We start from the raw sequence: 15,028 nt of genomic DNA, 5'->3' as shown, positions 1-15,028 counted from the left end.
AATGTCTAGTCCTGAAATATGGCTACAGGTTAAAAATTGATTTAGGCTGTTAATTTGTATACCATATTTGGTGTTTTATAGTCTAAAGATACGTGTAATCTTATTTGGTTGTATAGATTGATTGCACTTTTTGCAGCTCTTTTTGCATGTATCACATTATCAAAGGTTTGATCTAAGTAAAACTCATCTTTTAATATACCATTTACCCTTTCAGCGACAGCATTTTCATAACAATGATTATCTTCTGTCATGCTAATTTTAATGTTCTTCCTTTTTAAAATTTGTGTGTATAGATTACTGCAATATTGTATTCCTCTATCGGAGTGATGTATGAGTTCATCCGTATTTTTAGCTTGATATAATGCTTTTTTTAATGCTCTTACACAGCCGCTAAGCTCTAAGCTATCACTGAGATCATACCCTATTATTTTTCTAGAATACAAGTCGGTTATAAGGGCTAAATAACAAAATCCCTTTACAGTTCTGATGTATGTGATATCACTTACCCATACCTGGTTAGGTCTATCAACAAGCACATCTTTTATAATGTTTTTGTATTTATAGAATCTATGAAAAGAATTGGTAGTTCTATAACTAGGTTTCTTTCTGGTTGTTAGCATATTGTGTTTTCTAAGCACATTGAATAGCATGTCTCTTCCTACTTTAATATTTGCATTATCAAAATCGTTTTTCAAGGATATTTTGAGTTTACGCACACCTTCTCTTGGTAAGGATTTGCGTTTTTGCTTAACAATTTGAATAATCTGTTGTTCAAGTTTTAAACGTTTATCGGCTCTAGCTTTGTATTTATAGTACGCATCTCGTTTAAGTCCAAAACAAAGACTTATGGTTGTCAAAGACGCAAATCCTTTAGCTTTGGTTTTAGATTTAATTAACGCTCTATATTTAGCTTTTTTTTTAGTTCTGCTACAGATTTATAACCAAGGTCTTCTGCAGCAACTTCAAGGTATGAATCTTGAATCATAGCATCCAAGTCTTTTTTTAACAAGAGTTTTTTTAGTTGTTCAATCTCTTTTTGAAGCTGTTTAATTCTGGTTATTTCATCCTTAGTTTTCACGGTTATTCTTGTGTTCATAAGGTCTTTACGGTTATACTTTTTAATCCATTCATTAATGGTAGTTGGAGCAATACCATATGCCTTACCTAATTGATACTTGTTTAATTTTCCGGTTGTAAGTTCGTCTAAAATTTTCAATTTAAAAGGTTCTGAATAACGTCTGATGACTTTGTCGTTTTTATACATAATGTTTAAAATTATGTAGCCTTTATTCAGGACGGGTCAGCGTTTTAATGCAATTTACACGTTGTTGTTTGTAGTAAATATAGCTAAAATCTTATAGTTTCTGTTTTTATTTTTACGTAGTCAGTCCAGGCGCTACATTTAGATTACTTTAAATCCACTTGTTTTTTCAAGATTATGAATTATATCAACCACAGACTGATATGGTTTGTTATCTGAAAAATGATTTTCTGCTTTGCTGTAAAACATTGATTTAAATAAAATTATCGTTTTAAAACTTGACATTGTCAAAAAATTCTTCTAATTTCGGCAAGCTTTTTACGCTAGCATGCGTATTTGAAAGTGTAACTCTCATACGATGTCAATCGATAAGCTTGACTAAACTGCATTCTTACGTTTAGTTAATTTTAATCCTGTTTTACCTATCCTTGATCACAATCAAAAAGTGTATTTAAAAGCCAAAAGTTGGACTTATTACATACAACGTAATTGTGTATGAAAAGTTGCGATGATTTTAGTAGCAATTTTTCATTCGTTTTCATGATTTAAAAGTAAATATAATTTTTGATTTATAGAGAAAGAAGCAATTTTTTATACACGCTGTTAACTAATGTTGGAGAACACTAGCCAAAATTCAAAGCGTTTAGAAAATTTTACACTGAAAGCAAACGAGACAGAATGCAAAACTAAACGTTTTCAAACAAGAACAATTGTCAGCCAATAAAAGATAAATAGTCACAAGCCTTACTTGCATTTAGTTTGCGTATTTTAAGATTTGTATGAAGCCTTTTTTTTAGAAAAAGAACGGATCAGAACGTTCAGCGAGAATTGGCTAAAAATACGATGAGGTTCTACTCAAAAGTAAACAGTAAGCTTAGTTATCGGAACGAACCAGAGACTTTTCAAACACAAAACAAAAACCGACAATCAAGAAATAATGAGATTGGCAAATGAGCCAAACCATCAAACGTTTAGTTCTCTAAAAAAAGGACAAAGCTGGAATTACTCTTGAAAAGTACAATTTTGCAACTGACTTTGATTTATCAAAAGGAGAACTTCACATAATTCTCGACAATGATAGTTAACGTAATTGTGTATGAAAAGTTGCGATGATTTTAGCAGCAATTTTTCATTCATTTTCATGATTTAAAAGTAAATATAATTTTTGATTTATAGAGGATGCAGCAATTTTTTATACACGCTGTTAACTAACGTTGGAGAACACTAGCCAAAATTCAAAGCGTTTAGAAAATTTTACACTGAAAGCAAACGATACAGAATGCAAATCTAAAGGTTTACAAACAAGCACAATTGTCAGCCAATAAAAGATAAATAGTTACAAGCCTTACTTGCATTTAGTTTGCGTAATTTGATTGCTGTAAAAAGCCTTTTTTTAGAAAAAGAACGGATCAGAACGTTCAGCGAGAATTGGCTAAAAATACGATGAGGTTCTACTCAAAAATAAAAAGTAAGCTTAGTTATCGGAACGAGCCAGAGACTTTTCAAATACAAAATAAGAACCGACAATCAAGAAACAATGAGATTGGCAAATGATCTAAACCATAAAACGTTTAGTTCTCTAAAAAAAGGACAAAGCTGGAATTACTCTTGAAAAGTAAAATTTTGAAACTGACTTTGATTTATCAAAAAGAGAACTTCACATAATTCTCGACAATGATAGTTAACGTATTTGTGTATGATTTTTTGCGGGAAAGGACGCGAGTCCTTTTCCGATGTTGCGGAAAGATAATTAATAAGATTGAATTTCCGCCGAGGAAATTCAGCCGCAATTAATTATACACGTTGTTGGCTACTGTTTATAAATCTTATCCTTAAGTATTTTTTAAGTAGTTCTTTTTCTTCTACTGTGAGAGAATCTAAAGGAATCAATTGTTCAGGGAAATATTTACTTGAGTTATAAGAATATAGACTCAAAAACTTATTGTCAGTCTTGAAAAAATCATAATATAACCAAGAAGTTTTTTTCTCAAACAAGTCAGTTTTTATTAAAATTTCCTTTTCATTTATTTCAATTTTAAAAAATGTTACACCTTTTTTAAATTTTTGCTTTCTCAAGTTTAATGTAGTACTGATATTATTTTTCGTTTTCCAAAAATCTATACATTTTAATAATGAAAACAATATAAAACCAAGTCCTATTCCTAATTCTATACCGTAATTTATAAAAGTGATTTTTTCTTTTCCGTTTTCATATAATCTTTGTTCTACGTCTTTGTCTCCATAAATCCCAGTAATAAATAGTATTATACCAATAAAAAGTATAATCAAAAATGGTAATATCTTCTTAACACCAAGGAAATCAGAAAACACTTTATTCCTTTCTTGATTATATTTTTCGATGTCAGAAATTTCAATTTTAATTAATTCCATTTTTTTAATTGTAGCCAACGTATTTGTGTATGATTTTTTGCGGGAAAGGACGCGAGTCATTTTCCGATGTTGCGGAAAGATAATTAATAAGACGGAATTTTCGTTGAGGAAATTCAGCCGCAATTAATTATACATCTTGTTGTACCACGTTGCTTTTAAAATCCATATTTTATTTTTATTAGACTATCCTTTTTTTCTTTTAATTCTAATGGAGGTAGTCCGATTGAAATTCGGTTGCTGTCCACTTTTTTCAAGTCCGAAATCATTTTTGCATATCCACCTCCTTGTGCTCCGTACGTACCGTTAATTTGAGGGTCTCCGTTATATAAGTGGAATTGGTCAATGACAGTTCCTAAGGTGTATGGTGAAGCTGTCCCTTTTTGCACAAAATCCTTTAATTTCGGAACGAAATAATTCATTCGAATACTGTCATCGGTATGTAAAAGAAGAAGTCCAACGTCAACTTGATAATCTCCTGTATGGGGGCCTACGATTTTGTCAGTAGGATAACCAATAGTTTCAAAAATTTCAATAAGTCGTTTTTCGTGAAGTTTATCTATACTGTCCTGTTTGACAATATTTTCTTGATAATTTTCATTTCTATAAAGTTGGTCGGCTGTTTGCATTGCAAGAAGCTCGTTTCTAAGTTTGAAATCTGCATTTTTTTCGAATTTTTCTCTCAATTTTTGATATTGAGAGGTCAAGTTTTGACCAAATTCTGATTTAAGAAATTCATCAAAATTTTCACTGTTACCAAACCGGTTTAATTCAACACCATTCAGGATTAATTTTTTTGCATAATCATAGGTTATATCAAATCGTTTCAAAATGGCGGAAGTTACTGTGAATTTCCAAATTTCATTATAGTTGACTGTGTTTACTGCTTCGCATGATTTGAACGCATCATCGTATAAATCAAAGGCTTTTTGGTAATTCTTAGTTTCAAATTCCCAATCCGCCTTGTAGACGGTTTGGTAATAATCAGTCACATAGTTGCATTCTGTTTTCTTTTCTGATTGACAAGAAAATATAATAATAGCAAAAAGGATGGTCAATTTTCTCATTATTTTTCGGAAATGTCTAGTCCTGAAATATGGCTACAGGTTAAAATTTGATTTATGCTGTTTTTAAATATACCATATTTGGTGTTTTATAGTTTAAAGATACGTGTAATCTTATTTGGTTGTATAGATTGATTGCATTTTTTGTAGCTCTTTTTGCATGTATCACATTATCAAATGTTTGATCTAAGTAAAACTCATCTTTTAATATACCATTTACCCTTTCAGCGACAGCATTTTCATAACAATGATTATCTTCTGTCATGCTAATTTTAATGTTCTTTCCTTTTAAAATTTGTGTGTATAGATTACTGCAATATTGTATTCCTCTATCGGAGTGATGTATGAGTTCATCCGTATTTTTAGCTTGATATAATGCTTTTTTTAATGCTCTTACACATCCGCTAAGCTCTAAGCTATCACTAAGATCATACCCTATTATTTTTCTAGAATACAAGTCGGTTATAAGGGCTAAATAACAAAATCCTTTTACAGTTCTAATGTAGGTGATGTCACTTACCCATACCTGGTTAGGTCTATCAACAAGCACATCTTTTATGATGTTTTTGTATTTATAGAATCTATGAAAAGAATTGGTAGTTCTATAACTTGGTTTCTTTCTGGTTGTAAGCATATTGTGTTTTCTAAGCACATTGAATAGTGTGTCTCTTCCTACTTTAATATTTGCATTATCAAAATCGTTTTTCAAGGATATTTTGAGTTTACGAACACCTTCTCTTGGTAAGGATTTGCGTTTTTGCTTAACAATTTGAATAATCTGTTGTTCAAGTTTTAAACGTTTATCGGCTCTAGCTCTGTATTTATAGTACGCATCACGTTTAAGTCCAAAACAAAGACTTATGGTTGTCAAAGACGCAAATCCTTTAGCTTTGGTTTTAGATTTAATTAACGCTCTATATTTAGCTTTTTTTTTAGTTCTGCTACAGATTTATAACCAAGGTCTTCTGCAGCAACTTCTAGGTATGAATCTTGAATCATAGCATCCAAGTCTTTTTTTAACAAGAGTTTTTTTAGTTGTTCAATCTCTTTTTGAAGCTGTTTAATTCTGGTTATTTCATCCTTAGTTTTCACGGTTATTCTGGTATTCATAAGGTCTTTACGGTTATACTTTTTAATCCATTCATTAATGGTAGTTGGAGCAATACCATATGCCTTACCTAATTGATACTTGTTTAATTTTCCGGTTGTAAGTTCGTCTAAAATTTTCAATTTAAAAGGTTCTGAATAGCGTCTGATGACTTTGTCGTTTTTATACATAATGTTTAAAATTATGTAGCCTTTATTCAGGACGGGTCATAATGTTGTACAACGTAATTGTGTATGAAAAGTTGCGATGATTTTAGTAGCAATTTTTCATTCATTTTCATGATTTAAAAGTAAATATAATTTTTGATTTATAGAGAAAGAAGCAATTTTTTATACACGCTGTTAACTAATGTTGGAGAACACTAGCCAAAATTCAAAGCGTTTAGAAAATTTTACACTGAAAGCAAACGAGACAGAATGCAAAACTAAAGGTTTTCAAACAAGAACAATTGTCAGCCAATAAAGGATAAATAGTCAAAAGCCTTACTTGCATTTAGTTTGCGTATTTTAAGATTTATATAAAGCCTTTTTTTAGAAAAAGAACGGATCAGAACGTTCAGCGAGAATTGGCTAAGAATGCGACGAGGTTCTACTCAAAAGTAAAAAGTAAGCTAAGTTATCGGAACGAGCCAAAGACTTTTCAAACACAAAATAAGAACCGACAATCAAGAAACAATGAGATTGGCAAATGAGCCAAACCATAAAACGTTTAGTTCTCTAAAAAAAGGACGAAGCTGGAATTACTCTTGAAAAGCAAAATTTTGCAACTTACTTGATTTATCAAAAAGAGAACTTCACATAATTCTCGACAATGATAGTTAACTGTCTTGTATATGGTTTGTTGCGTGGTTTAAGCACTAAACTTAGCAAAAAAAAACCGAATAGAAAATCCGCGGGGATTTTCGTAAGTAGGCTAGGACTAGCAATAAATTATATACGGTGTTACCACATGTTTTTTATTCGATATTCTTTAATTCAGATATAAATTGTTGTCGTATTTGTTCAATTCGATTTGCTAAATTCATTCTTTCATTCAGCGCATTAATTTTGTCTTCATCATCTTTAAAAAATTCAGACTTTCGCTCGTATTTTTTTATTTCCTCTTCTGTCAGTTTTTTTAATCGGTCAAGAAATTTAGTTTGTAATATACTTTCTTTTGTTTTTTCATCATTTTGTTTATAATAGAAATTTAAAAGATTTTGATAATTATCAATCCAATCTTCTTTTGTTAATTCCGATACATTTTCTACAAAACTATCAACTTTAAATTCGCCAATTTGATAGCTATCACTCCAAAAATCTAAAATTCCATTTTCTATTTCCTCAATATCTAAATAGTTATCCGTAAATTTTTTAAGTTCAGTTTTGAGTTTGGTTTTCTTTTCAATTCCGATAAGTTTTAGTTCAAAATTTTTAAATTCTTTCGGTTTTAATTTTCTCGGAAAATGATTTGTATGAGTTAGTTTTAACTTTAATCCGCTTGAGTTTTTCTGGTCTATTACGTCGAGAAGAATAAAGTTTAAATTTGCACTAATAATGTTCATTTCAAATTTGTGGTAACGGTTTGTGTATGGTTAGTTGCGTGGTTAAATGTACAATTTTTTCAGCTAAACAATAGCTTTATAAAAAATCATTTACCTTTGTTTTAGCAAGGAATAGGAATTAACTATACATTTTGTTGTGTAGCGTTTTTCATTTCAGATTTCCATTCATTAAGAACTTTAACCAATTCTTCAGTTTTCATTCCGTAATTATCAGGTAGAGCTCCGTCAGATCCAGAAAAATAATTAGAAATTTTCCTGCTGGTTTTGTAATTATTGTAACTTTCAGAATAGTCAATCATAACCATTTTTTTGTTGTAGTATCTGAATTTTAAATAGCCAACTTTGAAATTTTCAATGTCCGTCCATTTTGTGAAGTCAGATTTGTAAAGATTTTTAACTTCAAAACCTTCTTTGCTCAGTTTTAAATAGTTAGAGTTAGGCAAAAGTTGTATGCCAAATATAACTACACCCAACCCAAAAAATATAAAACCAATCCAGTCTATAAATTCAAATTCACTATCAAAATATAGAGAAGGAATAATAAATATAAGACAACCAATTAGGTAAATTAAAGTTTTCCACTTTTTTGTTTTTAAAATTAATGTCTTTTTCATCATTTTAACAATGTTACACAACGTATTTGTATAACTGTTGTTACGGGATTAAAGTTGCATATTTTGTTTAAAAACTAGCGTTAGTAATTACCGAGTGGATTCGGACGTAGTCGAATCCGCCGTAATTGCGGTTATACATTGTTGTATGCTGGCTTTTTTTATTCATTTCATTCCGATTTCAGCTTAAATCTTGCTCCTTTTCTCCATTTGCCTTCGCGACAATATAAGTAAATCAGTTTATTTTCGGTCAATTTAAAATAATCATTCACAAAATCATTCGGACTTTTTTGGTCAAACAGATAATATTTTCCACTTTTAGAATAGGTTCCATTTGATTCTATTTCTGGGACTGAGTTTTTATAGCTTTCAATTCCATTTTTTTCTCTGAATTCATAATACCTCTGGATAAAAGTTGAGTCTGAATTCAGTATTATTTCATTCACATAATACTTTTTTTCGATTTTAAAAGTCTTTCCTGAATTTAGAAATACCTTTTCTTGCGCAGAGGATGTTGCTGTTGTGAATAGTAAAATCCAAATTAAATATTCTTTCATTGGGCAATTTTTTCAACTTGCATACAACGTCTCGGCTATGGTTAGTACGGGAATTAAAATTAAATAAACTTTCGAACTCGCACTTAGCCAAAACTTTTTATTTTGTTTTATCTTTTTCTTTATAAAGCCAAACCAAAAGATTTGGCGGACTTAACTTAAAAGCAATTGCCTTTTGGTTAAGCACTAAAACCCGTATTAATTATAGCCATTGTTGGCAAATCGTTTTTTATTTCCGTTTTCAATTTTTCATCAGATTTTCCAATAGTTTTTAGTTTGATTATATTCAGTTTTTAGATTATAATTTAGTTGGATTAATTTCTTATCTATTTTTCTGTTTTTTGATGAAATAATTGTGGTTTTCTGATATATGAGGCGAAAATGGTTGCCATAAGAATTAGCATTACAATTTCAGATGGTTTTCCTTTATACATATGAATTAATACAATAAAAGTCATATATAAAACCAACATTGCTGTCCCAATCAGTATCGTTTTGTTGTATAAGAAAAGAGCTATTCCAATTAAAATAAAAATTCCAGCTGTAATCATTACTATACTACTTTCTACGATTTTTCCAGTTTGGTCGTGATTAATCAATTTATCCAAAGCATTTTGAATATAAAAAAGTATTATTACCAATGAAGGTAACCATATCAATATTCTACTTAATATTTTTTCTGTCCTCAATTTTTGTTCAGCCATAATTTTGTCAGTATGCGGTTAGTTCTTAATGTTTGCTAACGTTTAGTATATGAAGCGTAGTATCCCGCAGGGTGCTATGATTTTATATACAATGTTATGCTCTTTTTTCATTCTTTAAAATCTGATAAATTCAGACCATTTTCAATAATCTCTTTTTCATTAATAATTCTCATAAAGGGAACAATACCTCTTAGGGTTAAATCCTTTTTTAGTTCATCGGCATATGAATGAGCAAATACTTCTTTCTCACTACTCGGAATAGAAAAGTATTTTTCCTCCAATTCTTGAATCCTTTTATTGTATTCATCATCTAAGGAATTCCATTTATCAAATAGTGGATTCGTTTCAGAAGTATCATTGTCATCAATCTGATCATCTAATTGGTTGAGTTGAGTTTGAATTTCAGATAAAGGTCGCTTTACTACTTCTAAATAATGAACATAATGTCCAAATTCGTGCGGAAGGGTTCTATAAAGTTGAGTCGCTCTGATATTCCTTAATTCATATTCCGCTTCATAAAACCTTTTACTCATTTTGATTTTATGTCCATCTTCTTTTAGCCTTTTTAATTCCTTTTGAGAATCAACACTCAGTTTTTTGGGCCACTTAAAAGTTCGATCTAAATCTACCGCTTCAATAATAACAGCAGGTGAATAATCATTTTCAAATTCATATGAGTAAATCATCCGTCCCCAAACAGATTTTAAATTCTCTTCCTTTCTTGTAGGTTGTCTAAGAATAATTAATTCTAATTCACCGTAATCCTCTTTAGGTATTTGATTTAGTATTTGTTCAATGTCTTCTATAGTGCAAGCGTGAAAAGAATTTTGACGAGTTTTCTCAACAACAAATCTGAATTTGTGTCCATTGATAATTTTCTCAATCGTTTTATGTTCTCCCAATCTCTCGAAAAATGATTTCATCTCAACAGCAGGATAAGGAACAACTAATTTGTTGTCTTGACTATACCCCTGTTTAGCTGTTCCAATATATCTATTTCTTCTAGTCGGATTTATCATCTCGGTTTAATTGAGCATAACGTTTCGAGTAAGTTGCGTTTTAATGCAATTTACACGTTGTTGTTTGTAGTAAATATAGCTAAAATCTTATAGTTTCTGTTTTTATATTTACGTAGTCAGTCCAGGCGCTACATTCAGATTACTTTAAATCCACTTGTTTTTTCAAGATTATGAATTATATCAACCACAGACTGATATGGTTTGTTATCTGAAAAATGATTTTCTGCTTTGCTGTAAAACATTGATTTAAATAAAATTATCGTTTTAAAACTTGACATTGTCAAAAAAATCTTCTAATTTCGGCAAGCTTATTACGCTAGCATGCGTATTTGAAAGTGTAACTCTCATACGATGTCAATCGATAAGCTTGACTAAACTGCATTCTTACGTTTAGTTAATTTTAATCCTGTTTTACCTATCCTTGATCACAATCAAAAAGTGTATTTAAAAGCCAAAAGTTGGACTTATTACATACAACGTATTTGTGTATGAAAAGTTGCGATGATTTTTAGTAGCAATTTTTCATTCGTTTTTCATGATTTAAAAGTAAATATATTTTTTGATTTATAGAGAATGAAGCAATTTTTTATACACCCTGTTAACTAATGTTGGAGAACACTAGCCAAAATTCAAAGCGTTTAGAAAATTTTACACTGAAAGCAAACGAGACAGAATGCAACTCTAAAGGTTTACAAACAAGCACAATTGTTAGCCAATAAAAGATAAATAGTTACAAGCCTTACTTGCATTTAGTTTGCGTATTTTAAGATTTGTATAAAGCCTTTTTTTAGAAAAAGAACGGATCAGAACGTTCAGCGAGAATTGGCTAAGAATGCGACGAGGTTCTACTCAAAAGTAAAAAGTAAGCTAAGTTATCGGAACGAGCCAGAGACTTTTCAAACACAAAACAAGAACCGACAATCAAGAAATAATGAGATTGGCAAATGATCCAAGCCATAAAACGTTTAGTTCTCTAAAAAAAGGAAGAAGCTGGAATTACTGTTGAAAAGTACAATTTTGCAACTGACTTTGATTTATCAAAAAGAGAACTTCACATAATTCTCGACAATGATAGTTAACGTGTTTGTGTATGATTAGTTGCGGACAAGTACACGATAATTATTCCGCAATGTAATATAGTGAATTGTAAGAAAAGATCGTCGTCTTAGCCAGCAAAAGCAATGAATTATACACGGTGTTGTAAGCAGTTTTATATATTGATAATATCAATAACATTTAATTCTTTCATAATTATTGAATAAATACTCTTTCCGTAAACTTTAGATTTTACTTTTTCCGAAACTACTATTTCCGCATCTATGTCATAGATATTGTTTTCTTTGTGAGGAATTAATACTTCATTAATCCTACAATCTGCTACAACTATTTTTGAGTTTGGTGCTTTAGATGCTTCTTCTAATATCTTTTTGAAATTTTCTTCAAGATTATTAAAATACGCTTTCTGATAATCAGATATTTTTCTATTAGTTGTAGGCAAAATAATTTTGATTGGATATTCTAGACTTTTAGAGTAGATTTTTCCACGATATGCATATTCATCAAATTCGTAAGTGTAAATTAATTTTCCAATTCCATCAACATATTCAAATTGTTCTTTTGATTTGGGTTTTAAAAAGTCAAATGTTCCCATAAAGTTTTTCTCAAATTGCTTACAACGGACATGTGTATGAAACGTAGCGTACAAAAAGACACTAACTTTTCGATTTAACACAGAGCCGAATTTTTATATTTTGTTTTTAATTTTTCTCTATTTCAAAGCCAAATTAAAAATTTGGTGGACTTTCTAAATATACACAAATCTTTAGGTTTAACACTTATTAACTATGTTTTATACACCGTGTTACCTGCTGGCTTTTTATTAAAACATATTTTTCAATCTGTTCCATAAACCTTGTTTGTCAAATTCAAAATTGTTTTCTGGTGTTGTTTTTTTAATATTTTCTTTTAATTCTCCATTTGCACTATGCAATTCTATTAGTCTATCAATTTCTGTTAAAATCATTTCATTTACGCTATTCCATTCATTCAGAGGTTTAACATTTTTTGTTCCACACCTATAAACTTTATTGTTGTTTTTGTTCACATACAACAAAGAACCGTTTCCATAGTCATAACCACCAATAAAAAAGTATTCGGGTTTCGCATTTCTTGGTCTTTCAAAAAGGTTTTTGGTAGATAGAGCAAATGGTAATCTATTTTCGATTGCTTTTTGTCTATTATATGATTCTCTCAAACCATTTAGATAAAGTGTTGTGTTAAAAATATGAAGTCCATTTGAAAATTTTAAAAACTCTTTATAATCTTTAGGGATTTCAGTTTTTAACTCTTGTTCAAGTCTACCAATTTCATCATTATTCAATCCTTTGTAAATAGAATGCAAATAAGCCAAGGGTGCAATATGAGGCGCTTTTCCAATCAATTCAGTTCCGTTAGATTGTTTTTCAATACCTAGTTTTTCGTACTTGTTTAATCGATTTCTAATTTCTATTTCAATCATTTTTTGGTGCTTGCAGGTAACGTAATTGTGTATGAAAAGTTGCGATGATTTTAGTAGCAATTTTTCATTCGTTTTCATGATTTAAAAGTAAATATAATTTTTGATTTATAGAGAATGCAGCAATTTTTTATACACGCTGTTAACTAATGTTGGAGAACACTAGCCAAAATTCAAAGCGTTTAGAAAATTTTACACTGAAAGCAAACGAGACAGAATGCAAAACTAAACGTTTTCAAACAAGAACAATTGTCAGCCAATAAAAGATAAATAGTCACAAGCCTTACTTGCATTTAGTTTGCGTATTTTAAGATTTGTATAAAGCCTTTTTTTAGAAAAAGAACGGATCAGAACGTTCAGCGAGAATTGGCTAAAAATACGATTAGGTTCTACTTAAAAGTAAAAAGTAATCTAAGTTATCGGAACGAGCCAGAGACGTTGCAAACACAAAACAAGAACCAACAATCAAGAAATTAGGAGATTGGCAAATGATCCAAGCCATAAAACGTTTAGTTCTCTGAAAAAAGGACGAAGCTGGAATTACTGTTGAAAAGTAAAATTTTGAAACTGACTTTGATTTATCAAAAGGAGAACTTCACATAATTCTCGACAATGATAGTTAACGTAATTGTGTATGAAAAGTTGCGATGATTTTGGTAGTAATTTTTCATTCATTTTCATGATTTAAAAGTAATTATAATTTTTGATTTATAGAGAATGCAGCAATTTTTTATACACACTGTTAACTAATGTTGGAGAACACTAGCCAAAATTCAATGCGTTTAGAAAATTTTACACTGAAAGCAAACGAGACAGAATGCAACTCTAAACGTTTTCAAACAAGAACAATTGTCAGCCAATAAAGGATAAATAGTCAAAAGCCTTACTTGCATTTAGTTTGCGTATTTTAAGTTTTGAATAAAGCCTTTTTTTAGAAAAAGAACGGATCAGAACGTTCAGCGAGAATTGGCTAAAAATACGATGAGGTTCTGCTCAAAAGTAAAAAGTAAGCTAAGTTATCGGAACTAGCTAGAAACTTTGCAAACACAAAACAAGAACCGACAATCAAGAAACAATGAGATTGGCAAATGAGCCAAACCATAAAACGTTTAGTTCTCTAAAAAAAGGACAAAGCTGGAATTATTGTTGAAAAGTACAATTTTGAAACTGACTTTGATTTATCAAAAGGAGAACTTCATATAATTCTCGACAATGATAGTTAACGGTTTGGCTAAACTGCGTTTTAATGCAGTTTAGGTATTGTTAGAAACTTTTTTTATTTTCAATGAATGTCGAAAAATATTTCCTGTAAGCAGCTACTACCTCCTCATCTTCTCTATATTTATCCATTATATTGTCGAATCCAGAAACTTCGTAAGCATACGAATCATTCCAATCAATTTTTTGAATAGGGTTATATCCTAAGTCAATTAAAATACCATTAATATCTGCACCTGGAAATCCTTCATAACATTTATTGCATTTAGTCTTAAGTATTTCGGAGTGCCTTTCAAAAACTGTTAATACTTCAGCCTTACTAATTTCAGAAATTGGTTTTAATTTTTTAATAGAATCTAACTCCTTAATCGAATACAATTTATTCGTACAGTATGGAACTTGCAAATTGCAGTTATCATTAGCATTAGGCACTTTTTTATCGCCATAATATACATCACCGATATAAGTAATTGAAGAGCTATCCTTAGTTGAGTAGATAAAAGACATTAATGCGCCCTTATTTCTTCTGGTGTTTTTCGCTACTATCATTAATTTATCGTCAAATTGGTTCGTTTGACAAGGAAAAAGTGTCAAAGAATCTGCTTTTGGTGCTCCTGAATAAAATTGTTCAAATTCTGAAATCGTATGATCATTGATTAGGCTTACAAATAAAGAATCATTTTTAACGGTGAAGAAAGTTGTTCGACTTCCACTAAATGCCCATTTACCGTCAAGAGAAGAAACTTCTTGCCCAAAAGATAATGGGCTAATTGAAATAATAGTTAATAATAAAATTAAGGTTTTCATTTTTCGATTTATTGTTTCTAACGTAATTGTGTATGAAAAGTTGCGATGATTTTTAGTAGCAATTTTTCATTCATTTTCATGATTTAAAAGTAAATATAATTTTTGATTTATAGAGAATGAAGCAATTTTTTATACACGCTGTTAACTAATGTTGGAGAACACTAGCCAAAATTCAAAGCATTTAGAGGATTTTATACTGAAAGCAAACGAGACAGAATGCAAATCTAAAGGTTTAT

16 protein-coding genes are annotated in these 15,028 nt (G+C 30.2%); all 16 read right to left on the bottom strand.

The features are described 5' to 3' along the window. Positions 1-41: 41 nt before the first annotated feature. The gene (locus BTO06_RS11905) at positions 42-857 is read right to left on the bottom strand and encodes an IS3 family transposase (protein WP_100925517.1); all 816 of its coding nucleotides are present in this window, start codon (positions 855-857) and stop codon (positions 42-44) included. A 35-nt stretch (positions 858-892) separates the two neighbouring features. Continuing rightward, positions 893-1,264, bottom strand: coding sequence for a transposase (locus tag BTO06_RS11900; protein WP_100925513.1), 372 nt, complete (start codon positions 1,262-1,264; stop codon positions 893-895). A 138-nt stretch (positions 1,265-1,402) separates the two neighbouring features. Continuing rightward, positions 1,403-1,546: a hypothetical protein gene (locus BTO06_RS18510; protein ID WP_157811692.1), complete on the bottom strand. Its 144-nt coding sequence runs from the start codon at positions 1,544-1,546 to the stop codon at positions 1,403-1,405. A gap of 1,509 nt (positions 1,547-3,055) precedes the next feature. Beyond that, a complete protein-coding gene (locus BTO06_RS11895) occupies positions 3,056-3,652 on the bottom strand; it encodes a hypothetical protein (RefSeq protein ID WP_100925516.1) in 597 nt (198 codons plus the stop codon). A gap of 155 nt (positions 3,653-3,807) precedes the next feature. After that, the gene (locus tag BTO06_RS11890) at positions 3,808-4,716 is read right to left on the bottom strand and encodes a hypothetical protein (protein WP_100925515.1); all 909 of its coding nucleotides are present in this window, start codon (positions 4,714-4,716) and stop codon (positions 3,808-3,810) included. A 52-nt stretch (positions 4,717-4,768) separates the two neighbouring features. Then, positions 4,769-5,584, bottom strand: a complete 816-nt coding sequence (locus BTO06_RS11885) for an IS3 family transposase (protein ID WP_100925514.1) — start codon at positions 5,582-5,584, stop codon at positions 4,769-4,771. A 35-nt stretch (positions 5,585-5,619) separates the two neighbouring features. Next, on the bottom strand, positions 5,620-5,991 hold the full coding sequence (locus tag BTO06_RS11880; protein ID WP_100925513.1) for a transposase: 372 nt from the start codon (positions 5,989-5,991) through the stop codon (positions 5,620-5,622). A gap of 785 nt (positions 5,992-6,776) precedes the next feature. Next, positions 6,777-7,364 (bottom strand): hypothetical protein, encoded by a 588-nt coding sequence (locus tag BTO06_RS11875; RefSeq protein WP_100925512.1) that lies wholly within the window; start codon positions 7,362-7,364, stop codon positions 6,777-6,779. A gap of 122 nt (positions 7,365-7,486) precedes the next feature. Then, positions 7,487-7,981 (bottom strand): STM3941 family protein, encoded by a 495-nt coding sequence (locus tag BTO06_RS11870; RefSeq protein ID WP_157811827.1) that lies wholly within the window; start codon positions 7,979-7,981, stop codon positions 7,487-7,489. A gap of 164 nt (positions 7,982-8,145) precedes the next feature. Further along, positions 8,146-8,532, bottom strand: a complete 387-nt coding sequence (locus tag BTO06_RS11865; protein ID WP_100925510.1) for a hypothetical protein — start codon at positions 8,530-8,532, stop codon at positions 8,146-8,148. 323 nt (positions 8,533-8,855) lie between these two features. Next, a complete protein-coding gene (locus BTO06_RS11860) occupies positions 8,856-9,233 on the bottom strand; it encodes a hypothetical protein (protein WP_232731450.1) in 378 nt (125 codons plus the stop codon). A 107-nt stretch (positions 9,234-9,340) separates the two neighbouring features. Beyond that, positions 9,341-10,252: a hypothetical protein gene (locus BTO06_RS11855; RefSeq protein WP_100925509.1), complete on the bottom strand. Its 912-nt coding sequence runs from the start codon at positions 10,250-10,252 to the stop codon at positions 9,341-9,343. A 134-nt stretch (positions 10,253-10,386) separates the two neighbouring features. Then, on the bottom strand, positions 10,387-10,530 hold the full coding sequence (locus BTO06_RS18505; RefSeq protein ID WP_157811692.1) for a hypothetical protein: 144 nt from the start codon (positions 10,528-10,530) through the stop codon (positions 10,387-10,389). Positions 10,531-11,462: 932 nt separating this feature from the next. Next, positions 11,463-11,903, bottom strand: a complete 441-nt coding sequence (locus BTO06_RS11850; protein WP_100925508.1) for a hypothetical protein — start codon at positions 11,901-11,903, stop codon at positions 11,463-11,465. 228 nt (positions 11,904-12,131) lie between these two features. Continuing rightward, positions 12,132-12,770 (bottom strand): SMI1/KNR4 family protein, encoded by a 639-nt coding sequence (locus BTO06_RS11845; RefSeq protein ID WP_157811826.1) that lies wholly within the window; start codon positions 12,768-12,770, stop codon positions 12,132-12,134. A 1,260-nt stretch (positions 12,771-14,030) separates the two neighbouring features. After that, positions 14,031-14,792, bottom strand: a complete 762-nt coding sequence (locus BTO06_RS11840) for a hypothetical protein (protein ID WP_100925506.1) — start codon at positions 14,790-14,792, stop codon at positions 14,031-14,033. Positions 14,793-15,028: the final 236 nt, after the last annotated feature.

This window comes from Tenacibaculum sp. SZ-18 (assembly GCF_002813915.1).
Classification (GTDB): Bacteria; Bacteroidota; Bacteroidia; order Flavobacteriales; family Flavobacteriaceae; genus Polaribacter.
The sequence above is the reverse complement of the archived record's forward strand: the minus strand, read 5'-3'. Positions and strand labels throughout refer to the sequence as shown.

Coding starts and splice junctions, on each gene's coding strand:
- BTO06_RS11900 (WP_100925513.1), bottom strand. CDS start 1,264: ATGTATAAAAACGACAAAGTCATCAGACGTTATTCAGAACCTTTTAAA.
- BTO06_RS18510 (WP_157811692.1), bottom strand. CDS start 1,546: ATGTCAAGTTTTAAAACGATAATTTTATTTAAATCAATGTTTTACAGC.
- BTO06_RS11895 (WP_100925516.1), bottom strand. CDS start 3,652: ATGGAATTAATTAAAATTGAAATTTCTGACATCGAAAAATATAATCAA.
- BTO06_RS11890 (WP_100925515.1), bottom strand. CDS start 4,716: ATGAGAAAATTGACCATCCTTTTTGCTATTATTATATTTTCTTGTCAA.
- BTO06_RS11880 (WP_100925513.1), bottom strand. CDS start 5,991: ATGTATAAAAACGACAAAGTCATCAGACGCTATTCAGAACCTTTTAAA.
- BTO06_RS11875 (WP_100925512.1), bottom strand. CDS start 7,364: ATGAACATTATTAGTGCAAATTTAAACTTTATTCTTCTCGACGTAATA.
- BTO06_RS11870 (WP_157811827.1), bottom strand. CDS start 7,981: ATGATGAAAAAGACATTAATTTTAAAAACAAAAAAGTGGAAAACTTTA.
- BTO06_RS11865 (WP_100925510.1), bottom strand. CDS start 8,532: ATGAAAGAATATTTAATTTGGATTTTACTATTCACAACAGCAACATCC.
- BTO06_RS11860 (WP_232731450.1), bottom strand. CDS start 9,233: ATGGCTGAACAAAAATTGAGGACAGAAAAAATATTAAGTAGAATATTG.
- BTO06_RS11855 (WP_100925509.1), bottom strand. CDS start 10,252: ATGATAAATCCGACTAGAAGAAATAGATATATTGGAACAGCTAAACAG.
- BTO06_RS18505 (WP_157811692.1), bottom strand. CDS start 10,530: ATGTCAAGTTTTAAAACGATAATTTTATTTAAATCAATGTTTTACAGC.
- BTO06_RS11850 (WP_100925508.1), bottom strand. CDS start 11,903: ATGGGAACATTTGACTTTTTAAAACCCAAATCAAAAGAACAATTTGAA.
- BTO06_RS11845 (WP_157811826.1), bottom strand. CDS start 12,770: ATGATTGAAATAGAAATTAGAAATCGATTAAACAAGTACGAAAAACTA.
- BTO06_RS11840 (WP_100925506.1), bottom strand. CDS start 14,792: ATGAAAACCTTAATTTTATTATTAACTATTATTTCAATTAGCCCATTA.